Origin of the sequence: Pseudomonas sp. PDNC002, assembly GCF_016919445.1 — a bacterium.
Taxonomy (GTDB): Bacteria; Pseudomonadota; Gammaproteobacteria; order Pseudomonadales; family Pseudomonadaceae; genus Pseudomonas.
Genome location: NZ_CP070356.1, coordinates 5,924,826 through 5,949,105 on the forward strand (window position 1 = coordinate 5,924,826; position 24,280 = coordinate 5,949,105).

Genomic DNA, 24,280 nt, shown 5'->3' on the forward strand with positions numbered 1-24,280 from the left:
AAAGGAAAAGGTGGCGCGGGTAGTCTTTCATATCCCCATACCCCTCACCACTCCTGCAAAGGATGCTGTCGCTCCATGGATGAACAAAGCACTTACTACGCCCTCGCCGGCATCGGCGCCGCCTCCCTTGCCAGCCAATGGCTGGCCTGGCGCCTGCGCCTGCCAGCCATCCTGTTCCTGTTGCTGACCGGCATACTGGTCGGCCCCGTCCTGCACCTGCTATCGCCGGAAGTATTGTTCGGGCCGCTGCTCTTCCCGCTGGTGTCGCTGGCGGTCGCCCTGGTGCTGTTCGAGGGCAGCCTGACGCTGCACCTGGACGAGTGGAAGGAAATCGGCAGCGTGGTGCGCCGCATGGTCACCATCGGAGCCCTGGTCACCTGGGGCGTGATCGCCCTGGCAACCCACTACCTGCTGGACTTCACCTGGGAAATGGCGCTGCTGTTCGGCACCCTGACGCTGGTCACCGGCCCTACGGTGATCGTGCCGATGCTGCGCGTGGTACGCCCCAATGCCACCATCGCCAACATTTTGCGCTGGGAAGGCATCGTCATTGACCCAATCGGCGCCATCCTCGCGGTGGTGGTCTACACCTTCATCGCCGCGAGCGATGCCGGTTCGGGCTGGACGGACAGCCTGCTGACCTTCTTCAGCGTGATCGGCTGCGGCATCCTCTTCGGCCTGCTCGGCGGCCAGGCGCTGGGCGTCGCACTACGGCGCCACTGGCTGCCGGACTACCTGCACAACCTGGCATCGCTGTCCGTCGTCCTGGGCGTGTTCGTCCTGTCCAACACCGTGATGTCCGAGTCGGGCCTGCTGGCGGTCACAGTGATGGGCCTGCGCCTGGCCAACATGAAAGGCGTGGACGTGCGGCACATCCTGCACTTCAAGGAGAACCTCAGCGTCCTGCTGATCTCCGGCCTCTTCGTGCTGCTCGCTGCGCGGCTGGACCTGCCGGCGCTGCTGGGCCTGGGGCCGATCGCCCTGCTGGTGCTGGTGCTGATCCAGTTCGTCGCGCGCCCGCTGAACGTGCTGATCTCCACCGCGGGCTCCTCCGTCAACTGGCGCGAACGAGCGCTACTGAGCTGGATCGCACCGCGCGGGATCGTTGCCGCGGCTGTCTCGGCGATCTTCGCCATCCGCCTGCAGGAGGCCGGCCACGCGCAGGCCGGCGTACTGGTGCCGCTCACCTTCCTGGTCATCATCGGCACCGTGATCCTGCAGAGCGCCACCGCGCGGCCGCTGGCCCGCCTGCTGAAGGTTGCCGAACCGGTACCCACCGGCTTCCTGATCATCGGCGCCAACCCGGTCGCCCGCACCATCGGCAGCGGCCTGCAGAATGCCGGCGTACAGGTGCTGCTCACCGACTCAAGCTGGGAGAACACGCGCGCCGCGCGTATGGACAACCTCCCCACCTACTTCGGCAATCCGGCGTCGCAGCATGCGGAAGCGCACCTTGACCTTATTGGCCTGGGCCACCTGCTGGCCCTGTCCCCCAATGCCGAACTGAATGCCCTGATGTGCATGAGCTTCCGCCACGAGTTCAACCCACGCCAGCGCTTCATCCTGCCCAGCAGCCAGGACAGTCGACGCAGCGAGAAGCACCGGGTCAGCGACCGCCATCGCGGCCGCCCCCTGGGACAGCCGGCGATCACCTACCCGCAGATGGCTGGCCTGATCGCACGTGGCGCGGAGATTCGTTCCACGCTACTCAGCGACAACTTCGGCTGGGAGGCCTACCAGTGCCGGCACGGCAATCGAGCACTGCTGCTGTTCGCCAAGGACCCGAGCGGACGCCTGCGCGTGGCCAGCTCTGAACGCCCGCTGCAACCCGACACCGGATGGACAGTGATTTCATTGATCGAGGAGGCACCCGGAAACACGGCGAGCGCGAGCGAAACGGGGCGTACCGAAACAACCTGACGACTGGCCGTGTCTGCCTATCTTAAGACTGGTGACAGAATGTGTCTGACAGACAATGATTGCACCACGCCATCATTGCGCCCCACGAAGCCAACTCCATGCCCAGCCAACAGAACTCCCGTCTCGGTCAGATCCTTGTCAGCAAAGGCCTGATCACCTCGCAACAGCTGGACAAGGCCATCCAGCTCCAACTCACCAACGGCCTGCGCCTGGGTGAAACGCTGATCCAGCAGGGCTGGATCAGCGAACGCCAGCTCGGCCGAGCGCTGAAGAAGCAGAACAACCTGCGCCTGACGGCCACACTGGTCGCCGCGCTACTCAGCCCGTTCCAACTGGCCAGCGCCGACGTGCAGCGCCAGGCGCCGATCAGCATCACCCGCCACGAGGCGCCCAAGGGCCTGAAGCCGCTCAGCGACCGCGAGATGAGCGATGTCAGCGCCCAGGGCTTCGACGATACGTTGCAGGGCCTGCTGGTCAGCGCCGAAAGCGGTGACGGAGTCGGTACGGTCAAACAACTGGCCCGTCTGGTCATGCCGGTGGTGGACAGCCTGGACGCCGAAACGTCACTGCAGGACGTGCAGTACGACACCCTGCACGCCTCTTCCACGCTGAACGCCGATGGCTCGATCAACGTGCGTCTGCCCAGCTCCATCGGCGAGGTGCGCTTCGACAATATCCGCGTCGCCGGCGCGCCCAAGACCCAGAGCATGGGCAGCCTGAGCCTGCAGAACATCGACCTGTCCCAGGCCTCGCTGAAAATCAGCCTGCGCCACTGAGGCCGACCTGCCATGAAAGAAGGCGCCCACGGGCGCCTTCTTGCGTTTCAGGCCTCGAAGCCGGGCAGGACCGGCACGGGGCGCTTCTCGTCATCGATGGCGACGAAGCTGAACAGCCCATGGATGGCCTTCTCGCGGCCGTCGGCGGACATGCTCTCGACGAACACCTCCACCTCAACCTTGAGACTGGTGTTGCCGACCTTCACCACCCGGCCGATCAGCTCGACGATGGAGCCAGCGGGAATCGGGTGCTTGAAGTCGATGCGGTCGGTGGAAACGGTCACCAGTGGCAAGCGGCAGAAACGGGTGGCGGCGATGAACGACACTTCGTCCATCCAGGCCAGCGCGGTACCGCCGAACAGAGTGTTGTGATGGTTGGTGGTGGGCGGGAATACCGCCTTGGTCACGCGGGTTTCCGCCAGCGCGGTGCGACGGAGGATTTCTTGCTCTCGGGGGCTCATGCCACTGCTACCTGATGCAATGAGGGTGGCTGCCGGTGCTGCGGGTCTTGTACTTCTAATGCGCTGCCGGGGGCAGATGGGACGCCGGATTGAACGACGAAAAACTACGGGCAAGAAAAAAGCAGCCCGTGGGCTGCTTTTTTCGGGAACCACCGGCGACTTAGGCCAGTTTTTCCTTGATGCGCGCTGCCTTGCCGGACAGTTCGCGGAGGTAGTACAGCTTGGCCTTGCGCACGTCGCCGCGACGCTTGACGGAGATGCTGTCTACCAGCGGGCTGTAGGTCTGGAAGGTACGCTCAACGCCTACGCCGTTGGAGATCTTGCGAACGGTGAAAGCACTGTTCAGGCCGCGGTTACGCTTGCCGATGACAACGCCTTCGAAGGCCTGCAGACGCTGACGGTCGCCTTCCTTCACTTTAACCTGGACGATTACGGTGTCGCCGGGGGCGAACGCCGGAATCTCTTTGCTCATCTGTTCAGCTTCGATCTGCTGAATGATCTTGTTGGTCATTTCGTGCTCCTAAGACAAGCGCGCGGCGCCTGCCATCGATACGTTAACTATCGTCCCGCTGGCGGATGTATTCCTCCAGCAGCTTCTTCTCTTCTCCAGAAAGCGAGCGGCAATCCAGAAGATCGGCACGTCGTTCCCAGGTCCTACCAAGGGACTGCTGCAAACGCCAGCGCCGGATGTGTTCGTGGTTGCCGCTGAGCAGCACCTCCGGAACACGTTTATCTGCATACACCTCAGGTCGGGTGTAGTGCGGACAGTCAAGCAGGCCATCCGTGAAGGAGTCCTCCTCGGCGGAGTCCACGTGGCCCAATGCACCGGGCAACAACCGCGTGACCGCGTCAATCAGCACCATGGCCGGAAGCTCACCCCCGGACAGGACATAATCGCCGACTGACCATTCCTCATCGACATGCTCTTCAATGAAGCGCTCGTCGATGCCTTCGTAACGCCCGGCGATCAGGATCAAACGCTCCTCGTTCGCCAGTTCTTTCACGGCCGCTTGCGTGAGCTTGCGACCTTGCGGCGAGAGGTAGATCACCTTCGCCGGTCCGCCTGCGGCTTGCCGGGCATCGCCCAGTGCGCCTTCGAGCGGCTTGATTTTCATCACCATGCCGGGACCACCGCCAAAAGGCCGGTCGTCCACCGTCTGGTGACGGTCCTCAGTGTTGCTCCGCGGGTTGAAGCATTGAAGCTGAATCAGCTCCTGCTTGACCGCGCGACTCGTGATGCCGTAGTCGCTGATGGCGCGAAACATCTCCGGAAAGATGCTGATTACTCCTATCCACATCGGCTGAGGGCTCTCATCCACATGGGTTAGAAGTCCGCGTCCCAGTCCACCCGAATCTCACCGGCTTCCAGGTCCACCGCTTGTACGCACTGATCCGTATACGGGAGCAGGCGTTCACGGTCGTCCAGGCTGCCTGCGCAGGGCTTGACTACCATCACATCGTTGGCGCCGGTCTCCAGCATGTGGTCGAGAATCCCGAACAGTTGCCCGTTCTGGTCGATCACCTTGAGACCTTCCAACTGGCTCCAGTAGAACTCGCCATCGTCCAGCACCGGCAGCTCGCTGCGCGGGACCAGGATTTCGAACTCTGCGAAGGTGCGGGCGATCTCGCGATCATCCAGTCCCTTCAGCTTCGCGACCAGGACATTGCCCTGCACGCGACCTTGAACCAGCTCAGCCTGTCGAACCTCGTTGCCACGCTTGAGCGTCCAGCGTCGATAGTCCAGCAGGTTGTCCAACGGATCGGTAAAGGAATACACCTTCACCTCACCACGAATACCGTGCACCGATACGATCTTGCCGAGAACAACCATCTCCTCGGCGGGAGCAGGATTCGTGTTCATCGATCTCAGGCAGCCTTGGCGGCGTCCTTGATCAGCTGAGCAACACGCTCAGACGGTTGAGCGCCTTGGCTCAGCCAGTAGTTCAGACGCTCCTGGTTGACCGAGAACTTGACTTCGGCACCAGTGGCGACAGGGTTGAAGAAACCGACGCGCTCGACGAAACGGCCGTCGCGAGCGTTGCGGCTGTTGGTCACGGTCAGGTGATAGAACGGGCGCTTCTTGGAGCCGCCACGAGCCAGACGAATGGTTACCATGCGTACGTTGTTCCTATGGTTTGCTTGCAAAAAAGAAATGCAGCCCTCGGGCACATAGCCCGAAAGGCCGCATATTCTATGAGCTAAAGCCCCGCGCCGCAAGCCGCAGCGCGTCCGGCCCGCTGGGCGGCGAGCCGTCTGGGGTCACATCTTGGGCATGCCGCCAGGGAACATGCTGCCCATGCCGCGCATCATCTTCGCCATGCCGCCCTTGGCGGTGACCTTCTTCATCATCTTCTGCATCTGCTTGTGCTGCTTGATGAGACGGCCGACATCCTGCACCTGAGTGCCCGAACCCATGGCGATACGGCGCTTGCGCGAGCCACTGATCACTTCCGGATCGCGGCGCTCGCCGGGGGTCATGGAGTTAATGATCGCCTCCATCTGCTTGAACTGCTTCTCCGCCGCGTTCTGCGCGTTGCCCATCTGCGACAGGTTGACGCCGCCGAGCATCGGCAGTTTGTCCATCAGGCTGCCCAGGCCGCCCATGTTCTTCATCTGTTGCAACTGATCGCGGAAGTCTTCTAGGTCGAAGCCCTTGCCCTTCTTGATCTTCTTCGCGAGCTTTTCGGCTTTCTCGCGATCCATGCTCTGCTCGGCCTGCTCGATCAGGCTGAGCACGTCGCCCATGCCGAGGATGCGCGAGGCCACGCGGTCGGGGTGGAACGGATCGAGCGCTTCGCTCTTCTCGCCCATACCGAGGAACTTGATCGGCTTGCCAGTGATGGCACGTACGGACAGCGCGGCACCGCCACGGGCGTCGCCATCGACCTTGGTCAGCACCACGCCAGTCAGCGGCAGCGCGTCGTTGAAGGCCTTGGCGGTGTTGGCGGCGTCCTGGCCGGTCATGGCGTCGACCACGAACAGGGTTTCCACTGGCTTGATCGCCGCGTGGACCTGCTTGATCTCGTCCATCATGTCGGCGTCGATGTGCAGACGGCCGGCGGTGTCGACGATCACCACGTCGATGAACTTCAGCTTGGCCTCGCGGATCGCCGCTTCGGCGATGGCCACGGGCTTCTGGCTGGTATCGGACGGGAAGAAGGTCACGCCGATGTCGCTGGCCAGGGTTTCCAGCTGCTTGATCGCCGCCGGGCGGTAGACGTCGGCGGAAACCACCAGCACGGACTTCTTCTTGCGCTCTTTAAGGAAGCGCGCCAGCTTGCCGGCAGTGGTGGTCTTGCCCGCGCCCTGCAGGCCGGCCATCAGGATGACCGCTGGCGGAGCGGCGTTGAGGTCGAGATCCTCGTTGGCCGCGCCCATCAGCTCGACCAGTTCGGCCTGGACGATCTTCACGAAGGCCTGGCCCGGGGTCAGGCTCTTGGAAACCTCGGTGCCGACCGCGCGATCCTTGATCTTGGCGACGAAGTCCTTGACCACCGGCAGGGCCACGTCGGCCTCCAGCAGGGCCATCCGCACTTCGCGGAGCGTGTCCTTGATGTTGTCCTCGGTCAGCTTGGCCTTGCCGGTGACGTGGCGCAGCGTTTGCGAGAGGCGATCTGTAAGGTTTTCGAACATGCGCGATCCTAATCGGGCCCGGTCGGGCCAAGGTTTGGCTTGTCAGCAAGCCGGCGATTATAGCGAAGTGCGGCCAGCGCCAACACCGCCGATGATCCTGATGTGACGGACCGCTTCGCAGCCCAGAAGCGAACTGTTCTCAGCCGCTTTCTAGGCGCGGGCGATCTGTGCCACACTCACGACCTTTCGGGTCCCCTTTCGAAGGACTGTTCCAAGGACTTATGCAACCTCTGCTGCCCAGCCTGATCGCCGCCGTCCTTTATATCGGCACCACCGTCTACCAGGGCGCAAGCCTGGCCCGCCGCACCTCGCCGCAGAAACCGCTGCTCCTCCTGCTGGGCCTCATCGCCCTGCTCTGCCAGGCCTACAGCCTGAGCCAGGAGCTGCTGACGCCCGCGGGCCTGGCGCTGGACTTCTTCAACGCCGCCAGCCTGATCTCCGCCGCGGTCACCGCCCTGACGCTGCTGGCGTGTCTGCGCATCCCGGTGCACAACCTGCTGCTCTTCCTTTATCCGCTCGGCGCGCTGACCACCCTGCTGGCCTTGCTGATGCCCCACGGCACCATCGAGCCGATCAACGAGCAGCCCGGCATCCTCGCCCACATCCTGCTGTCGATCCTGGCCTACGGCCTGCTGACCATCGCCGTGGTCCAGGCGCTGCTCCTGCTGGTGCAGGACCATCAGCTCAAGCACAAGCACCCGTCGGGACTGATCCGCAACTTCCCGCCCCTGCAGACCATGGAAAGCCTGCTGTTCGGCTTCCTCTGGGGCGGCTGGTCGCTGCTCTCGCTGTCGCTGATCTCCGGCTGGCTGTTCGTCGACAACCTGTTCGCCCAGCATCTGGCGCACAAGACCATCCTGTCCTGCTTCGCCTGGGTGGTATTCGGCGTACTGCTGTGGGGTCGCCACCAGCTCGGCTGGCGCGGCCACAAGGCGATCCGCTGGACCCTTGCGGGTTTCTGCCTGCTGATGCTGGCCTACTTCGGCAGCAAGCTGGTCAAGGAATTCATCCTGCACATCTGAGGCTAACGGTGGCGCCTGAGCGCCGCTGAAGGACATGCGCGCATGGAAGAGATCCACCCCGGCTACCTGATCGGCCTGCTCGTCTTCCTGATCCTCTGCTCGGCGTTCTTCTCCAGCGTCGAGACCGGCATGCTCAGCCTCGACCGCTACCGCCTGCGCCACCTGTCCAAGAAGGGTAACCGAGGCGCGCGGCGTACCAGTTGGCTGCTGCTGCGCACCGACCGGCTGCTGGGCACCATCCTGATCGGCAACAACTTCGTCAACATCGTCGCCTCGTCCCTGGCGACCCTGCTGGCCCTGCGCCTGTGGGGCGAGGCCGGCGTGGCCATCGCCACTGTCGCGCTGACGCTGGTCCTGCTGATCTTCGGCGAGATCACCCCCAAGACCTACGCCGCCCTGCGCCCCGAGCGCGTGGCTTTCCCCGCCAGCCTGCCGCTGCTGTGGATGCAGAAGCTGTTCAGCCCGCTGCTCTGGCTAATGACCGGCATCAGCAACGCGCTGCTGCGCATGGGCGGCCTCGACCCGACCCAGCGCGGCGGCAAGCCACTGAACAACGACGAGCTGCGCAGCGTGGTCACCGACTCCAGCGAGAAACTCACCCACAACCGCCAGGACATGCTGCTGAGCATCCTCGACCTGGAAAAGATCACGGTGAACGACCTGATGGTGCCGCGCAACGAAGTCCAGGGCATCGACCTGGACGACGAGCTGGAAACCATCATCGGCCAGTTGCGCAACACCACCCACACGCGCCTGCCGGTGTTCCGCAACGACATCAACCAGGTGGAAGGCGTGGTGCACATGCGCCAGATCGCCCGTCTGCTGACCCATAACCAGCTGACCAAGGACAGCCTCAAGGCCGCCTGCCTGGAGCCCTACTTCGTACCGGAGAGCACGCCGTTGTCGACCCAGCTGGTGAACTTCCAGAAGCAGAAGCGCCGCATCGGCATCGTCGTCGACGAGTACGGCGAGGTGATCGGCATCATCACCCTGGAAGACATCCTCGAAGAAATCGTCGGCGAGTTCAGCAACCAGAACACCCTGCGCAACCCGGACATCCACCCCCAGGCCGACGGCACCTACGTCATCGACGGCTCGGCCAACCTGCGCGACGTCAACCGCGCGCTGGGCTGGCAACTGCCCAGTGACGGGCCCAAGACCCTCAACGGTCTGGTGACCGAAGCCCTGGAGCAGATTCCAGACTGTGCGGTATGCCTGAAGATCGGGCGCTATCGCCTGGAGATACTGCAATCGGGCGAAAACCGGGTGAAAAGCGTGCGCGCCTGGCTGCCCGGCGCACCGCCGAAAGAACCCTACGCCGACGAGCTTGCCTGAGCCGCCCCGCCCGCCCCTATAATCCGGACGGCTTACCCAGCCTCCCGCCGGCGCCCACCGCTACCCGCGACGTCCCGCCGGCCAGTCAATCGCACGCCCCGCCGAGCCTCGACCCTGCGTCGTTGCCTTGCGAAGCAGCCGGCCTCGCCCCGACCCGTCGCGAGCCGCGCCCACCCTGCCCCGATCCCGGGCCGCGCTCGCACTCGCGCCATGGCGATGCCTCAAGAAACGCCGGACACGACCGCCAGAGTCGTCGCCGCGCCTGACTGCCAGGGATATCCCCCGTATGACCAGCGCCACCCTCGAAGCCGCACAACCGGCCGAACAGACCAACTCCACCACCCGCGTCGCGGTGGCCAGCTTCATCGGCACCGCCATCGAGTTCTACGACTTCTACGTCTACGCCACCGCCGCCGCGCTGGTGATCGGCCCGGTGTTCTTTCCGCAGACCTCCGGCACCGCCCAGGCGCTCAGCGCCTTCCTCACCTTCGGCATCGCCTTCCTCGCCCGCCCGCTGGGCTCGGCGCTGTTCGGCCACTTCGGCGACCGCATCGGACGCAAATCGACCCTGGTGGCCTCGCTGCTGCTGATGGGCATCTCTACCACCCTGATCGGCCTGCTGCCGGGCTATGACAGCATTGGCGCCTGGGCGCCGATCCTGCTCTGCGTGCTGCGCTTCGGCCAAGGCCTGGGCCTGGGCGGTGAATGGGGCGGCGCTGCGCTTTTGGCCACGGAGAACGCGCCCAAGGGCCGTCGCGCCTGGTTCGGCATGTTCCCGCAGATGGGCCCGTCGATCGGCTTCCTCGCCGCCAACGGGCTGTTCCTCTGCCTGGCCATGCTGCTCAGCGAAGAGCAGTTCCGTGCCTGGGGCTGGCGCATCCCGTTCGTGCTCAGCGCCGTGCTGGTCATCGTCGGCCTCTATGTACGCCTGAAGCTGGTGGAAACCCCGGTGTTCGCCAAGGCCATGGAGCGTCATGAACGCGCCAGCCTGCCGATTGCCGAGCTTTTCTCGAAACACTGGCGGCCGACCCTGCTCGGCGCCCTGGCGATGGTGGTGTGCTACGCCCTCTTCTATATCTCCACGGTGTTCTCGCTGAGCTACGGTGTCAGCAGCCTGGGCTACAGCCGTGAAGACTTCCTCGGCCTGCTGTGCATCGCCGTGCTCTTCATGGCAGCGGCCACGCCGGTCTCCGCCTGGCTGAGCGACCGTTTCGGGCGCAAGCCGGTACTGATCGTCGGCTGCATTGCGGCCATCGCCTCCGGCTTTGCCATGGAGCCGTTGCTGAGCCAGGGCTCGTCGGTGGAAGTGGCGGTCTTCCTGTCGCTGGAGCTGTTCCTCATGGGCGTGACCTTCGCCCCCATGGGCGCGCTGCTGCCGGAACTGTTCCCCACCCACGTGCGCTACACCGGCGCCTCGGCGGCCTACAACCTGGGCGGCATTCTTGGCGCCTCGGTGGCGCCGTATATCGCGCAGAAGCTGGTGGGCATGGGCGGTCTGAGCTGGGTCGGCGGTTACGTGTCGGTCGCGGCAGCGCTCAGCCTGCTGGCCGTGCTGTGCCTGCGCGAGACGCGTGGGGATGATCTGAACGATATCCGCTGAGACTTACCTGTAGGAGCGAGCTTGCTCGCGAACGCATTGCACCGTCAGCCCCGGCGTGACGCGGGTTCGCGAGCAAGCTCGCTCCTACAGAAGGGTTCGATCCCGGGAAACCAGCCACTGGGCCAGGTGTTCACCCCAGACCTGATAACCCAGCGCCGACGGGTGATAGCCATCGATGGCGAGGAACTGTGGCTGCATCTCCAGGCTGACGCCGCAATACCCCGCCCCCTGCGCCAGCGCCAATCCGCTGAGCTGACGATCCAGCAGCGCCGCGCGCCAGCCGAGCAGCCGGCGCAACAACCAGGGTAGCGCCGTGAAATGCTGCAATGGCGGCACGGCCGTGCAGACGACCCGTGCGCCGCGACCACGAAAGTGCGCGATCAGCTGCTCAAGAGACCCCAGCCAACGCTGACTGGAGCTGAAATGCGTGGTGTCGTTGACGCCGAAGACCAGCGCCACCAGCTCGTAATCCTGATCAGTCGCCACCGGCAGCAGGCGCTCGCAGGCCTCTGCGGCGGTAATGCCGTTCTCCCCGACCGCGCGCCAGGCAACGGGGCGCTCCAGGCGGCTCGATAGCGCCAACGCCAGCCGCCCGGCCAGCGCAAAGTCCAGACAGGACGCACCAACGCCGGCGACCGTGGATTCACCCAGCAGGAGAAGACGAAAGGGTTCGCCAGGAAACTCTGCGCCCGCAACACCTTCACAGACGCCCGCGGCGGGAGCCAGGCGCAAGGCCGTGCGCTTGGTACGCACAGCCATGGGCAGGGCGAGCGGCAGCAGCGGCAACGCCGCCGCCCACCACATCAGCCCCGCCCAGCGTCTCACAGCTCGACGTTGACCGCCTGAGCCGAGCGGGTAGCCTTGGCGCGGGCGGCATCGATGGATTCATCACGCGCCAGAGCAACGCCCATGCGCCGCTGGCCGTCCACTGCCGGCTTGCCGAACAGGCGCAACGCGGTATCCGGCTCGCTGAGGGCGGCGCCCAGGTTGCCGAAAGCGACCTGCTCGGACTTGCCCTCGACCAGGATCACCGCCGAGGCTGAATCACCCAGCTGGCGGATCACCGGAATCGGCAGGCCGAGAATGGCGCGAGCGTGCAGGGCGAACTCGGAGAGGTCCTGGGAAATCAGCGTGACCAAGCCGGTGTCGTGCGGGCGCGGCGAAACTTCGCTGAACCACACCTCGTCACCTTTGACGAACAGCTCCACGCCGAACAGGCCACGGCCGCCCAGCGCCTCGGTGACGGCCTTGGCGACGCGTTCTGACTCGGCCAGCGCCTTCGGGCTCATGACCTGGGGCTGCCAGGATTCGTGGTAGTCGCCCTTCACCTGACGGTGACCGATGGGCGCGCAGAAGGTGGTGCCGCCGACATGGCGCACGGTGAGCAGGGTGATCTCGTAGTCGAAGTCGATGAAGCCTTCCACGATTACCCGACCCTTGCCGGCGCGGCCGCCTTCCTGGGCGTAGTCCCAGGCGGCCTTGAGGTCGGCGTCGGACTTGAGCACGCTCTGGCCCTTGCCCGAGGAGCTCATGATCGGCTTCACCACGCACGGATAGCCCACGGCGGCAACGCCCGCGGCGTAGTCCTCGTAGGTGTCGGCAAAGTGGTAGGGCGAGGTCGGCAGGCCCAGCTCTTCGGCGGCCAGGCGGCGGATGCCCTCGCGGTTCATGGTCAGTTGCGCGGCACGGGCGGTGGGGATGACGGTGTAGCCTTCGCTTTCCAGCTCGACCAGGGTCGCGGTGGCGATGGCCTCGATTTCCGGCACGATGTAGTGCGGCTTCTCCTGCTCGATCACGGCGCGCAGGGCGACGCCATCGAGCATGCTGATCACGTGGCTGCGGTGCGCCACCTGCATGGCCGGCGCGTTCGCGTAACGGTCCACGGCGATCACTTCGCAACCCAGGCGCTGCAGTTCGATCACCACTTCCTTGCCCAGCTCGCCAGAGCCGCAGAGCAGGACACGGGTCGCGGTCGGCGACAGAGGAGTTCCAATACGGGGCATTGCGTGAAACCTCGGAAAGGCAAGTTTTTAGAAAAGAGTTAAGCGGCGCGCTAGCTCAGCACGCCCTGTTCGCGGGCGCGCTCTTCGCAACGCACCAGCACTTCACGGCGCTCGGCGTTGTCCATGAGCCCCCAGCGGGTGATTTCGGCAGCAGTGCGCTGGCAACCCAGGCAGATGTCGGCCTCGTCCAGCGCGCAGACATGCACGCAGGGCGAAGCCACGGGACGCTCCTGGCTCATTCTTCCTGCTCGGCCAGGTCGCGGGCGTAACGCTGGGCGTTATGCACATAGTGGGCGGCGCTGGCTTCGAGCATTTTCTTCTGCGGCTCGGTGAGCTCGCGCACCACCTTGCCGGGCGAACCCATGACCAGGGAGCCGTCGGGAATCTCCTTGCCTTCGGGGATCAGCGCGTTGGCGCCGATGATGCAGTACTTGCCGATCTTCGCGCCGTTAAGGATCACCGCGTTGATTCCGATGAGGCTGTAGTCGCCTACCTGGCAGCCGTGCAGCATGGCGTTGTGGCCGATGGTGACGCCCTTGCCCAGGGTCAGCGGGAAGCCCATGTCGGTGTGCATGACGGTGCCGTCCTGCACGTTGCTGTGCTCACCGATGTGGATCAGTTCGTTGTCGCCGCGCAGCACGGCGTTGAACCATACGCTGGCGCCGGCATCGAGGCGGACCTTGCCAACCACCGTGGCGTTGGGGGCGATCCAGCTTTCCGGATGGGTTTCGACTCGGGACGAGCCCAGGCGGTATTTCATCAGTGTCTCCTCAGGCGGGGCCGCTCGTTCTTATGTGACGTGGAAGCATCAGCTCAACTTGATGAACTTCGGGGGCGGCTGGTGCAGGTCGATACCGCTGTCGTACAGCAGGTTCAGCAGCTCGACCAGCATGATCGCGGACAGGCCCCAGATCTTGTAGCCCTCGAACAGGTAGCTCGGGACATACCAGCTGCGGCCGAAATAATCGATGCGGTGGGTAGTTTCGCGCGGGTCACCGCGGAAGAACTCCAGCGGCACCTTGAACACGGCGTCGATCTCACCGTCGTTGGGGCGGTACTCCACGAAATCCGGGACGAAAGCGACGAACGGCTTGACCAGGATGCCGTGGCGCGAGACCAAAGTGCTCAATGGCCCGACCACTTCCACCAGTCCGGGAGGCAGGGCGATCTCCTCGTGAGCTTCGCGCAGGGCGGTGTGGATCAGGTCCACATCCTCCGGGTCGCGCCGACCGCCAGGGAAGGCCACTTCGCCGCTATGGGTCGAAAGCCCGGTCGCACGGAGGGTGAGCACCAGCTCTTCCTGGGGAGTGATGGGGAGCAGGACCGCCGCTTCCGGGAAGCTGTGGTCCGTTTCGAGGTCGCGTGGCGTGTGCGCCTGTATGCGTTGGCGCAGCTGGTCCAGCATGCCGAACATCCTAGCGAGGGGCCGATTCTTCTAATTGAAGGATCATGGCACGAAAGACGGCCCTGCCCAACCCCCGCCCCTTGCTGGGCGCCCCGCGCAACGCGCAAGATTGGCGCACTTTCCAGCAACGAATCCAACAATGAATCGCAACAAGGACCGGGCATGAAATTCTGCAGCCAGTGCGGCGCCAGCGTAAGCCTGCGCATCCCCAGCGGCGACAACCGCCCGCGCTTCGTCTGCGACCAGTGCCAGACTGTGCATTACCAGAACCCGCGGATTGTCGCCGGCTGCCTGCCAGTCTGGGACGGGCGCATCCTGCTGTGTCGCCGTGCCATCCAGCCGCGCCAGGGATTCTGGACCCTGCCCGCCGGCTTCATGGAGAACGGCGAGACGCTCGAACAGGCCGCCGCGCGCGAGACACTCGAAGAAGCCAATGCGCGCGTCCACGGCCTGGAGCTTTATACGGTCTTTGATCTGCCCCATATCAGCCAGGTTTATATCTTCTTCCGCGCCGAACTGGCCGACCTGGACTTCTGCGCTGGTGAGGAAAGCCTGGAGGTGCAGCTCTTCGAAGAATCCGATATTCCGTGGGGCGAGCTGGCTTTCCCCACTGTAGGCCGTACCTTAGAATGCTTCTTTGCGGACCGGGTGGTTCAGAGTTTCCCGATACGCAACGAAGGGATTCTCCCAATGCTTGCACAGAAAAAGAACTAATAGACTCGTTTACCGCCTCTAAGGCTTTAGGAACTACCGGGGAATACCACCTGATGCGCTGGTTGATTGCCGTACTTTGTCTGACCTTCGCAGCGTTCTCGCATGCCAACGCGACGCCCACGCTCGACGGTCATATCGACAAGATTCTTGTGCTCAAGTCCGAGCGTAAACTGCACCTCATGAGCAACGGCAAGGTTCTCAAGAGCTACCGCGTGTCCCTGGGCAAGCGCCCGCAGGGGCCGAAACTCGCCGAGGGCGACAACCGCACACCGGAAGGCTTCTATTGGGTCGACTGGCGCAAGACCAGCGACAAGTACAACCTTTCCATGCATATCTCCTACCCCAACGCCCGCGACGTGGCGAAAGCGCGGGAGAAGAACCTGGCGCCGGGCGGGATGATCATGATCCATGGCACCCCCATGGACGACGACTACCCCGAGTGGTATTTCTCGACCCTGGACTGGACCAACGGTTGCATTGCCATGACCAACGCCGACATGCGCGAGGTCTGGAGCCTGGTCAAGGACGGCACGCTGATCGAGATCCGCCCCTGAGCGGAGCGGCAAGGAAAAAGGCGCCTGAGGGCGCCTTTTTCACGTCTGTCAGAACACCATGTCCGATAGCCGCCAGACTTCGAAAGCCGGCGTCTCGTAGGGGTGCGCCGCTTTCAGTGCCTTCACCGAGTCATGGATCAGCTCGTCGGCAACCACCATTTCCACCTTCCACTCCGAGACCTGCTCGACGCTGCCGGCCTGGCCAATGAAGGGATTGCTGCCCTGCAACGGGCGGAACTGTCCCTGTCCGAGCGCCTGCCAGCAACAGCTGTCATAGGCACCGATGCGTCCTGCACCGGCGGCGAACACCGCTTTCTTGACCGGTTCCAGATGGCTTTCCGGAACGTAGAAACACAGTTTGTACATCGGAGACTCCGATCGAAACAGGGACACGACCGTGGCTTTATGCGCCACGGGTGACAAATGCTGCCACAAATAGTGGCACTTTGCCTCTTGTGACTCGCGGGTCATCGTCCCAGTTCGACCGTCCGGTTCCAGGCTTGTTCGCCACGACGGCACTTTGTATGAATTCTGTGACCGACTTCGAGATCACCGTCCCCTGAAGTGCCGCCAGCAGTCTTTCAGGCTCGTGGCAGCGGGTGCGTGGGAACCGTCGCAGAACGGCAGCCTCTCCGAGCGGCCGCAGCGACACAGCAACAGGTGGCGCTCCCGTCCGACCTGCAGCTCCAGAGCAGCGACGCAATCGTCAGCGGCATCCGGCAAGCTTGGACAGCGGCCGCAGCGGCACAGGCGCAGCGTTTGGCCCGGCTCGACGGCGCGTACTTCGGGAATAACGACGTCTTCAGGCACGATTCGCTCCCATGACCGCGGGGCAAAGAAAAAGGGGAAAGCCGAAGCTTTCCCCTTTGTCGTATCGCACGGAGCCGAACTCAGCCGATCCAGACGCGGGCATTGCGGAACATGCGCATCCAGCCGCCGTCCTCTTCCCACTCGTCCGGGCGCCAGGAGTTCTGCACGGCGCGGAACACGCGCTCCGGGTGCGGCATCATGATGGTGACGCGACCGTCGCGGCTGGTCAGGCCGGTGATGCCACGGGGCGAGCCGTTCGGGTTGGCCGGGTAGCTCTCGGTGACCTTGCCCAGGTTGTCGACGAAGCGCATGGCCACGGTGCCGGACAGATCGGCTTCGAGCAGGGCTTCCTCGCTCTCGAACTCCGCATGGCCTTCGCCGTGGGCGATGGCGATGGGCAGGCGCGAACCGGCCATGCCCTGCAGGAAGATCGACTGCGACTCCTGGACCTGGACCATCGCCACGCGCGCTTCGAACTGCTCGGAGCGGTTGCGCACGAAGTGCGGCCAGAACTCGGTGCCGGGGATCAGCTCGTGCAGGTTGGACATCATCTGGCAACCGTTGCACACGCCGAGGGCGAAGCTGTCCTTGCGCTCGAAGAAGGCCTGGAAGCCGTCGCGGGCACGGGTGTTGAACAGGATCGACTTGGCCCAGCCTTCGCCGGCGCCCAGTACGTCGCCGTAGGAGAAACCGCCGCAGGCCACCAGGCCCTTGAATTGCTCCAGGCTGATGCGGCCGGAGAGGATGTCGCTCATGTGCACGTCGACGGCGGCGAAGCCGGCGCGGTCGAAGGCCGCAGCCATTTCCACCTGGCCGTTGACGCCCTGCTCGCGCAGGATCGCGATCTGCGGACGCACGCCCTTCTTGATGTAGGGTGCCGCAACGTTGTCGTTGACATCGAAGCTCAGTTTCACCGACAGGCCCGGATTGTCCTCGGACAGCAGGCCGTCGAATTCCTGATCGGCGCAGTCGGCGTTGTCGCGCAGGCGCTGGATGCGGTAGCTGGTCTCGCTCCAGATACGCTGCAGGTTACGACGCTGGGCGCTGAAGACGCGCTCGCCATTGAAGGCGACGTCGATCTCGGCACCGTTGACCGGCTGGCCGATGACGGCGACGCAGTCTTCCAGGCCGGCAGCGCTGAACTGAGCCAGCACTTCCGGGGTGGCGCCTTCGCGCACCTGGATCACCGCGCCGAGTTCTTCGTTGAACAGGACGGCAGCCAGTTCGTCGGCGCTGTCAGCCAGCGCGTCGAGACGCAGGTCGAGACCACAGTGACCGGCGAAGGCCATCTCGACCACGGTGGCCATCAGGCCGCCGTCGGAACGGTCGTGGTAAGCCAGCAGGTGGCCGTCGGCGTTCAAGCCCTGGATCACGGCGAAGAAGGCTTTCAGGTCCTCGGCATCGTCGACGTCCGGAGCGGCGCGGCCGATCTGGCCGTTGATCTGGGCGAGGATGGAGCCACCCATGCGGTTCTTGCCACGGCCCAGGTCGATGACGATCAGGTCGGTCTCGCCCTTGTCCAGGCGCAGTTGCGGGGTCAGGGTCTTGCGCACGTCGTTGACCGGGGCGAAGCCGGAGATGATCAGCGACATCGGCGAGGTGACGCTCTTCTCGGCGTCGCCATCCTGCCAGCGGGTCTTCATGGACATGGAGTCCTTGCCCACCGGGATGGTGATGCCCAGCGCCGGGCACAGCTCCATGCCAACGGCCTTGACGGTGTCGTACAGGCGCGCGTCTTCGCCCGGGTGGCCGGCGGCAGCCATCCAGTTGGCGGAGAGTTTGATCTCGGAGATCTTGTCGATGCTGGCGGCGGCCAGGTTGGTAATGGTCTCGCCGATCGCCATGCGCCCGGAAGCCGGAGCGTCGATCACGGCCAGCGGGGTGCGCTCGCCCATCGCCATGGCTTCGCCGGTGTAGACATCGAAGCTGGTGGCGGTCACGGCGCAGTCGGCCACCGGCACCTGCCACGGGCCGACCAGCTGGTCGCGGGCAACCAGGCCGGTGATGGTGCGGTCGCCGATGGTGATCAGGAAGTTCTTGCTGGCCACGGCCGGGTGACGCAGCACACGCTCGGTGGATTCGGTCAGGTCCAGGCCGGCGGCGGCGAAGTCATCGCCCAGCTCGGCTTCGCGGGTGACCGAACGGTGCATGCGCGGCGGCTTGCCCAGCAGCACGTCGAGCGGCATGTCTACCGGCTTGTTGCCGAAGTGGCTGTCGGCGACGGTCAGCTGCTTCTCTTCGGTCGCTTCGCCGACCACGGCGAACGGGCAACGTTCGCGCTCGCAGATGGCCTTGAAGGTCTCGAAGTCGGCGGCGTCCACCGACATCACGTAGCGTTCCTGCGACTCGTTGCACCAGATTTCCAGCGGGCTCATGCCCGGCTCGTCGTTGGGCACGGCGCGCAGTTCGAAGCGGCCGCCACGGCCGCCGTCGTTGATCAGTTCCGGCAGGGCGTTGGAGATGCCGCCCGCGCCTACGTCGTGGATGAACTTGATCGGGTTGTTCTCGCCCATCTGCCAGCAGCGGTCGATGACCTCCTGGCAACGGCGTTCCATTTCCGGGTTCTCGCGCTGCACCGAGGCGAAGTCCAGGTCAGCGGCGGAAGCACCGGTGGCCATGGAGGAAGCGGCGCCGCCGCCCAGGCCGATCAGCATGGCCGGACCGCCGAGGACGATCAGCTTGGCGCCGACCGAAATCTCGCCCTTCTGCACGTGGTCTTCGCGGATATTGCCCAGGCCGCCGGCAATCATGATCGGCTTGTGGTAGCCACGGACTTCCTCGCCACGCGGGGTGGTGATGGACTGCTCGAAGGTACGGAAGTAGCCGGCCAGGTTCGGGCGGCCGAATTCGTTGTTGAACGCGGCGCCGCCCAGCGGGCCTTCGATCATGATGTCCAGCGGAGTGACGATGCGCTCGGGTTTGCCGTACGGCACTTCCCAGGGCTGCTCGAAACCGGGGATGTTCAGGTTGGACACGGTGAAGCCCACCAGGCCGGCTTTCGGCTTGGCGCCACGACCGGTCGCGCCTTCGTCGCGGATCTCGCCGCCGGAGCCGGTGGAGGCGCCGGGGAACGGGGCGATGGCGGTCGGGTGGTTGTGGGTTTCCACCTTCATCAGAATGTGCACGGGCTCTTCGCTCGCCGCGTACTCGCGGGTCTCCGCGTTCGGGTAGAAGCGGCCGGCGACGTAGCCTTTCATGACCGCGGCGTTGTCCTTGTACGCGGACAGCACGCCTTCGCGGTGCATTTCATAGGTGTTCTTGATCATGCCGAACAGGCTCTTGTCCTGCGACTGGCCGTCGATGTCCCAACTGGCGTTGAAGATCTTGTGGCGGCAGTGCTCGGAGTTGGCCTGGGCGAACATCATCAGCTCGACGTCGTGCGGGTTGCGGCCCATCTCGACGAAGCTCTTCACCAGGTAATCGATCTCGTCATCGGCCAGGGCCAGGCCCAGCTCGAGGTTGGCCTTCTCCAGAGCGGCGCGACCGCCGGCGAGGATGTCCACCACGGTCAGCGGCTTGGGCTGGGCGTGGCTGAACAGGGCGGAAGCTTGTTCCAGCTGGTTGAGCACGAGCTGGGTCATGCGGTCGTGCAGGCGGGCGGCAACGGCTTGTGCGTCGGCCTCGCTCAGCTCACCGCTGACGTAGTAGGCGATGCCGCGCTCGATGCGCTCGATCTTGGCCAGACCGCAGTTGCGGGCGATGTCCGAGGCCTTGCTCGACCAGGGCGAGATGGTGCCGAAGCGCGGGACGACCAGGAACAGACGGCCGGCGGGCTCCTGCACCGGGACGCTCGGGCCGTATTTCAGCAGGCGCGCCAGGACTTGTTCTTCCTCGGCGTTGAGGGCTCCGGTGACCTCGGCGAAGTGCGCAAACTCGGCATACAGCCCGGTGACGGCGGGCACATGCTGGGTCAGCAGGTCGAGCAGTTTGCCGTGGCGGAAAGCGGAAAGGGCGGGAGCACCGCGCAGGATCAGCATTGTCGGAACAGCCTCTGGAGACGGGGAAGTGTGTGGGGCCGGACGGGCCGGCCCACAGAGGCCGTGCATTCTACCGTAAAGCGCTGCGCGGCGGCAGCTTTCAAGCGCCTTCCTTGCCGTTGCTCCCGCGAAAATCGCCATTCATCTTCGAATGCCTTCGAGCGACGGCCGCGCGAGCGCCTGCGCCCGGCCCTCCGTGCCCGACAGGCCGACGAACGGCGCGCCAGCTAGCAGAGAAGCCGTCGGCTGTCGAGATATGGCGCACAACTGCCTTTGCGTATACTGCCCTGATGCTTGCCCTGACTGTGTCCCGTGTGCGCTGCACCGCCTGGATCTTGGCGACCTGTATCTTTCTGCTGCTTTCCGGCTGTAGCGAGGCGAAAGCCCCGACGGCCCTCGAGCGCGTGCAGAAGGACGGCGTGCTGCGCGTGATCACCCGCAACAGTCCGGCCACCTACTTCCAGGACCGCAACGGCGACACCGGCTTCGAGTACGAGCTGGCCAAGCGATTCGCCGACAGCCTGGGCGTACAGCTGCAGATCGAAACCGCCGACAATATCGACGACCTCTACGACCGTATCGGCCGCGATGGCGGGCCGAACCTGGCTGCCGCCGGCCTGACGCCGGGCGGCGAGCGCGATACCCAGGTGCGCTACTCGCACTCCTACCTCGATGTCACCCCACAGGTCGTCTACCGCAACGGCGCCCAGCGCCCGACCCGCCCGGACGATCTGGTCGGCAAGCGCATCGTCGTGTTGAAAGGCAGCAGCCATGCCCAGCAGTTGGCGGAGCTGAAGAAGCAGTATCCCAATCTGGAGTACCGCGAGTCCGACGCCGACGAGATGGTCGACCTGCTGCGCATGGTGGACGTCGGCGAGATCGACCTGACCCTGGTCGACTCCAACGAACTGGCAATGAACCAGGTGTACTTCCCCAACGTGCGCGTCGCCTTCGACCTCGGCGACGCCAAGGGCCTGGCGTGGGCGCTGCCGGCCGGCGATGACAACAGCCTGCTGGAGAAGGTCAACGCCTTCCTCGACAAGGCCAAGCAGGACGGTTTGCTGCAACGCCTGAAGGACCGCTACTACGGCCATGTGGACGTATTGGGTTATGTCGGCGCCTACACCTTCGCCCAGCACCTGCAGCAACGCCTGCCCAAGTATGAGCAGCATTTCCGCCAGAGCGGTACCAAGCTTGAGGCGGACTGGCGCCTGCTGGCGGCCATCGGCTATCAGGAATCCATGTGGCAGCCCGACGCGACGTCCAAAACCGGCGTACGCGGCCTGATGATGCTGACCAACCGCACCGCCCAGGCCATGGGCGTGGCCAACCGCCTGGACCCGAAGCAGAGCATCCAGGGCGGCAGCAAGTATTACGTGCAGATCAAGGACGAGCTGCCCGACAGCATCAAGGACCCGGACCGCATGTGGTTCGCCCTGGCCGCCTACAACATCGGCGGCGCGCATCTGGACGACGCGCGCAAGATGGCCGAGCAGCAGGGCCTGAACCCGAACAAGTGGCTGGACGTGAAGAAGATGCTGCCGCGCCTGTCGCAGAAGCAGTACTACCGCAAGACCCGCTACGGCTATGCGCGCGGCGGCGAGACGGTGCACTTCGTGCAGAACGTACGGCGCTACTACGACATCCTCACCTGGGTGACCCAGCCGCAGATGGAAGGCGGCCAGCTCGCCGAGAGCGGCCTGCATCTGCCGGGCGTGAACAAGACCAAGCCTGACGATGATGATGACGGGCGGGATCAGAAGCTCTGAGGCTTCAACCCCACTGCCCCGCCCACGTGCCACATCGAATCGATCGCGGACGGAGTCCGCTACTACGCGGATATCGAGCATTGGGTAGGAGCGGATTTATCCGCGATAGACCAAGCACCGCGCAAGGCTGAGCAGGTTCGCGAGCAAGGACTGGGCGTCCCCTCGATCCTACAGAGTCAAAAAGCTCAGCCCTTGCGCCGCGCCTTGAAGAAGGCCGAGAGCATCGCACTGCACTCCTCCCCCAGCACCCCGCCTTCCACCAGCACCCGGTGGTTGAGGAAGTCCTGTTCGAAGAAGTTGCCCCGGCTGACCACCACACCCGACTTGGGCTCGGTGGCACCGAACACCACGCGCTGGATGCGCGAGTGCACCAGCAGGCCGGCGCACATACTGCAGGGCTCGAGGGTGACGTAGAGGGTGCTGCCGGGCAGGCGATAATTCTGCGCAGCGGCGGCGGCCTCGCGGATGGCGACCATTTCCGCATGGGCGCTGGGGTCGTGCGAGGTGATCGGGCGGTTGAAGCCACGGCCGATGACCTGGCCGTCCAGCACCAGCACGGCGCCCACGGGCACTTCGCCCAGCGCCGCGCCCTGCTCGGCCAGGGCCATGGCTTCACGCATGAAGGGGATGTCCTGGCTGCGGTCGATGACCGGCGCCAACCCCTTCACCGTCGGATGTCCCTTGCTGTTGGTCAGCCGCACCATGCCTCGCCTACCGCGATGGTTCCCATCAGCCCGGTCTCCATGTGATCGATCACGTGGCAGTGGAACATCCACAGGCCGGGGTTATCCGCCACCAGCGCCACGCGTGCCGTCTCATTCTTGCCCAGCAGGTAGGTGTCGGTGAAGTACGGGATGATGTCCCTGCGATCGGAGTCCAGCACCTTGAAGGCCATGCCGTGCAGGTGGATCGGATGCTGGTACTGGGTCATGTTGCGCAGCACGAAGATATAGCTGTTGCCTTCCTTGAGCTTGGCCAGCGGCGGCGCGTTGTGCTTGTGCTCCTCGCCGCCCTGCCAGGCCACGCCGTTGATCTGCCACAGCGACGGCGCCGACTGGCCCTTGGAGTAGTCCGACATGGCGCCGACCCACTCGAACTTGAAGTTGATGGTCTCGGCGTTCTTCAGGTCCGGCTCGGCCACCGGGTTGCGCGGCAGCGGCGCCGGCCACTTGGCGGTGGGCGCTTTCGGGTTGGCGACGCCACGGATGGTTGCCAGGCGTACCGGACCGTTACGCAGCGACAGCTCGGTGCCTTCGGCCGGGCCGCGGATGCCCAGCTCCAGGCGCATGCCCGGGCCGATCCAGTATTGGTCGTTCGGCCCCTTGCCGAAATCGCGCGGCTCCACCGGATGGCCGTCGATGGCGTAGATCTTCGCCTCGGCGTCCGGCAGGTTGAGGCGGTAGGTCACGGTGTTGTCGACGTTGAGGATGCGCACGCGGACGATCTCGCCGGCCGGCAGCTCGATCACCGGCGTACGTTCGCCGTTGATGGTCGACAGGCGCCCGCGAGTACCTTCGCGTGCAGCCTCGCGCGGCACGCTGAAGGCGGTGAAGTTACCTTCTTCGTCCACATGCCAGGTCTTCAGGTTGAGGATTTTCTCGCTGGTGAACTCGGTCGGCTCGCGCTCGTCGATGATCAGCGGCCCGACCAGACCACGGCCCAGTTGCTCGCTGCTCATCAGGTGCGGGTGGTACCAGTAGCTGCCGGCGTCCGGCGTCTTGAACTGGTAGATGAAGCTTTCGCCCGGCTGCACCGGCGGCTGAGAGATGTAGGGCACGCCGTCCATCTCGATGGGCAGGCGGATGCCGTGCCAGTGGATGGTGGTCGGCTCGTCCAGCTTGTTGGTGAAGCGCACACGCAGCCAGTCACCCTGGCGCGCGCGGATTTCCACGCCGGGAGCCTGGCCGCCATAGCCCAGGCCGGGGGTCTTGTGGCCGGGCACCAGCTCCAGGTCGAGCGGGGCGGCAATCAGTTCGTAATCGTGCTCGGCGGCGACTTCCGGGCGCGCCAGCCAGATGCGCGCGCCGCCAGCGCCCAGGCCGACGACGGCCAAGCCAGCGAGGCCACCGAGTACTTGTCTACGGGTAAACGACATGGGTCCAGACTCCTCAAACAAGGGACTTGCGACCCCATCGGCTTTCACGGAGGTTGGCGCGTTCGCGCCCGGCGCCAGGCTCTTGCGGCCGGCTGCACTGCAAACAGGAGAACTGTGCATGAAGGCGCGAATGCCTCTCATGCGCCAGGTCAAGGACGGGTATCCCGCCCTCGCCTGTCGAAGAAAGCGGCGAGATTGCCGCCTTC

The 24,280-nt window shown here is 64.7% G+C and carries 24 protein-coding genes; 8 read left to right on the forward strand and 16 right to left on the reverse strand.

Features of this window, described 5'->3' with window-relative positions:
• Positions 1–75: 75 nt before the first annotated feature.
• A complete protein-coding gene (locus JVX91_RS26800) occupies positions 76–1,920 on the forward strand; it encodes a sodium:proton antiporter (protein ID WP_205337065.1) in 1,845 nt (614 codons plus the stop codon).
• A gap of 98 nt (positions 1,921–2,018) precedes the next feature.
• Positions 2,019–2,696 (forward strand): hypothetical protein, encoded by a 678-nt coding sequence (locus JVX91_RS26805; RefSeq protein ID WP_205337066.1) that lies wholly within the window; start codon positions 2,019–2,021, stop codon positions 2,694–2,696.
• Positions 2,697–2,743: 47 nt separating this feature from the next.
• On the opposite strand, the gene JVX91_RS26810 is transcribed toward JVX91_RS26805, so the two are convergent.
• The 6 genes from JVX91_RS26810 to ffh all read right to left on the reverse strand — a co-directional run bounded on the left by JVX91_RS26810 (position 2,744) and on the right by ffh (position 6,790).
• Positions 2,744–3,157 carry an acyl-CoA thioesterase gene (locus JVX91_RS26810; RefSeq protein WP_205337067.1) on the reverse strand — a complete coding sequence of 138 codons (414 nt, stop codon included), beginning with the start codon at positions 3,155–3,157 and terminating at the stop codon, positions 2,744–2,746.
• Positions 3,158–3,317: 160 nt separating this feature from the next.
• The gene (gene rplS / locus JVX91_RS26815) at positions 3,318–3,668 is read right to left on the reverse strand and encodes a 50S ribosomal protein L19 (protein ID WP_017522234.1); all 351 of its coding nucleotides are present in this window, start codon (positions 3,666–3,668) and stop codon (positions 3,318–3,320) included.
• Between the two features lie 43 nt (positions 3,669–3,711).
• The gene (gene trmD, locus JVX91_RS26820) at positions 3,712–4,455 is read right to left on the reverse strand and encodes a tRNA (guanosine(37)-N1)-methyltransferase TrmD (RefSeq protein ID WP_205337068.1); all 744 of its coding nucleotides are present in this window, start codon (positions 4,453–4,455) and stop codon (positions 3,712–3,714) included.
• A 26-nt stretch (positions 4,456–4,481) separates the two neighbouring features.
• The gene (rimM, locus tag JVX91_RS26825; RefSeq protein ID WP_205337069.1) at positions 4,482–5,018 is read right to left on the reverse strand and encodes a ribosome maturation factor RimM; all 537 of its coding nucleotides are present in this window, start codon (positions 5,016–5,018) and stop codon (positions 4,482–4,484) included.
• A 5-nt stretch (positions 5,019–5,023) separates the two neighbouring features.
• Positions 5,024–5,272 (reverse strand): 30S ribosomal protein S16, encoded by a 249-nt coding sequence (gene rpsP / locus JVX91_RS26830; protein WP_017522237.1) that lies wholly within the window; start codon positions 5,270–5,272, stop codon positions 5,024–5,026.
• A 144-nt stretch (positions 5,273–5,416) separates the two neighbouring features.
• Positions 5,417–6,790 (reverse strand): signal recognition particle protein, encoded by a 1,374-nt coding sequence (gene ffh / locus JVX91_RS26835; protein ID WP_205337070.1) that lies wholly within the window; start codon positions 6,788–6,790, stop codon positions 5,417–5,419.
• Between the two features lie 221 nt (positions 6,791–7,011).
• On the opposite strand from ffh, the gene JVX91_RS26840 reads away from it, so the two are divergent.
• The 3 genes from JVX91_RS26840 to JVX91_RS26850 all read left to right on the forward strand — a co-directional run bounded on the left by JVX91_RS26840 (position 7,012) and on the right by JVX91_RS26850 (position 10,747).
• A complete protein-coding gene (locus JVX91_RS26840; protein ID WP_205337071.1) occupies positions 7,012–7,812 on the forward strand; it encodes an inner membrane protein YpjD in 801 nt (266 codons plus the stop codon).
• 42 nt (positions 7,813–7,854) lie between these two features.
• Positions 7,855–9,147 carry an HlyC/CorC family transporter gene (locus JVX91_RS26845; RefSeq protein WP_205337072.1) on the forward strand — a complete coding sequence of 431 codons (1,293 nt, stop codon included), beginning with the start codon at positions 7,855–7,857 and terminating at the stop codon, positions 9,145–9,147.
• Positions 9,148–9,433: 286 nt separating this feature from the next.
• Positions 9,434–10,747 carry an MFS transporter gene (locus JVX91_RS26850; protein WP_205337073.1) on the forward strand — a complete coding sequence of 438 codons (1,314 nt, stop codon included), beginning with the start codon at positions 9,434–9,436 and terminating at the stop codon, positions 10,745–10,747.
• An 84-nt stretch (positions 10,748–10,831) separates the two neighbouring features.
• Here the strand turns inward: JVX91_RS26850 and JVX91_RS26855 are convergent, their stop codons facing one another.
• The 5 genes from JVX91_RS26855 to JVX91_RS26875 are packed head-to-tail and all read right to left on the reverse strand — an operon-like array spanning position 10,832 to position 14,164.
• Positions 10,832–11,572, reverse strand: coding sequence for an SGNH/GDSL hydrolase family protein (locus tag JVX91_RS26855; protein ID WP_205337074.1), 741 nt, complete (start codon positions 11,570–11,572; stop codon positions 10,832–10,834).
• Positions 11,569–12,750, reverse strand: coding sequence for a formate-dependent phosphoribosylglycinamide formyltransferase (purT, locus tag JVX91_RS26860; RefSeq protein ID WP_205337075.1), 1,182 nt, complete (start codon positions 12,748–12,750; stop codon positions 11,569–11,571). Before purT ends, JVX91_RS26855 begins: the two co-directional genes overlap by 4 nt.
• A gap of 50 nt (positions 12,751–12,800) precedes the next feature.
• On the reverse strand, positions 12,801–12,989 hold the full coding sequence (locus JVX91_RS26865; RefSeq protein ID WP_205337076.1) for a DUF1289 domain-containing protein: 189 nt from the start codon (positions 12,987–12,989) through the stop codon (positions 12,801–12,803).
• Positions 12,986–13,510, reverse strand: a complete 525-nt coding sequence (locus JVX91_RS26870; protein WP_205337077.1) for a gamma carbonic anhydrase family protein — start codon at positions 13,508–13,510, stop codon at positions 12,986–12,988. Before JVX91_RS26870 ends, JVX91_RS26865 begins: the two co-directional genes overlap by 4 nt.
• 48 nt (positions 13,511–13,558) lie before the next feature.
• Positions 13,559–14,164 carry a CoA pyrophosphatase gene (locus JVX91_RS26875; protein WP_205337078.1) on the reverse strand — a complete coding sequence of 202 codons (606 nt, stop codon included), beginning with the start codon at positions 14,162–14,164 and terminating at the stop codon, positions 13,559–13,561.
• A gap of 153 nt (positions 14,165–14,317) precedes the next feature.
• Here JVX91_RS26875 and JVX91_RS26880 point away from each other — a divergent pair, with 153 nt between their 5' ends.
• Positions 14,318–14,869: an NUDIX hydrolase gene (locus JVX91_RS26880; protein ID WP_205337079.1), complete on the forward strand. Its 552-nt coding sequence runs from the start codon at positions 14,318–14,320 to the stop codon at positions 14,867–14,869.
• A gap of 53 nt (positions 14,870–14,922) precedes the next feature.
• Positions 14,923–15,423: a L,D-transpeptidase family protein gene (locus JVX91_RS26885; protein WP_205337080.1), complete on the forward strand. Its 501-nt coding sequence runs from the start codon at positions 14,923–14,925 to the stop codon at positions 15,421–15,423.
• 48 nt (positions 15,424–15,471) lie between these two features.
• Here the strand turns inward: JVX91_RS26885 and JVX91_RS26890 are convergent, their stop codons facing one another.
• From JVX91_RS26890 to purL, 3 genes are all read right to left on the reverse strand, one after another.
• A complete protein-coding gene (locus JVX91_RS26890) occupies positions 15,472–15,789 on the reverse strand; it encodes a YqfO family protein (protein WP_205337081.1) in 318 nt (105 codons plus the stop codon).
• A gap of 183 nt (positions 15,790–15,972) precedes the next feature.
• The gene (locus JVX91_RS29215) at positions 15,973–16,374 is read right to left on the reverse strand and encodes a CDGSH iron-sulfur domain-containing protein (RefSeq protein ID WP_345890267.1); all 402 of its coding nucleotides are present in this window, start codon (positions 16,372–16,374) and stop codon (positions 15,973–15,975) included.
• A complete protein-coding gene (gene purL, locus JVX91_RS26900; protein ID WP_205337082.1) occupies positions 16,314–20,210 on the reverse strand; it encodes a phosphoribosylformylglycinamidine synthase in 3,897 nt (1,298 codons plus the stop codon). The genes JVX91_RS29215 and purL overlap by 61 nt, the downstream gene beginning before the upstream one ends.
• Positions 20,211–20,500: 290 nt before the next feature.
• Here purL and mltF point away from each other — a divergent pair, with 290 nt between their 5' ends.
• Complete coding sequence (mltF, locus tag JVX91_RS26905; protein ID WP_205337083.1) at positions 20,501–21,979, forward strand: membrane-bound lytic murein transglycosylase MltF; 1,479 nt, start codon at positions 20,501–20,503, stop codon at positions 21,977–21,979.
• Between the two features lie 185 nt (positions 21,980–22,164).
• Here mltF and tadA read toward each other — a convergent pair whose 3' ends face one another.
• Both tadA and JVX91_RS26915 read right to left on the reverse strand, forming a co-directional pair.
• Entirely contained in the window at positions 22,165–22,683 is a 519-nt protein-coding gene (gene tadA / locus JVX91_RS26910) for a tRNA adenosine(34) deaminase TadA (RefSeq protein ID WP_045210481.1), read from the reverse strand.
• The gene (locus tag JVX91_RS26915; RefSeq protein WP_205337084.1) at positions 22,671–24,074 is read right to left on the reverse strand and encodes a multicopper oxidase family protein; all 1,404 of its coding nucleotides are present in this window, start codon (positions 24,072–24,074) and stop codon (positions 22,671–22,673) included. The genes tadA and JVX91_RS26915 overlap by 13 nt, the downstream gene beginning before the upstream one ends.
• Positions 24,075–24,280 lie beyond the last annotated feature (206 nt).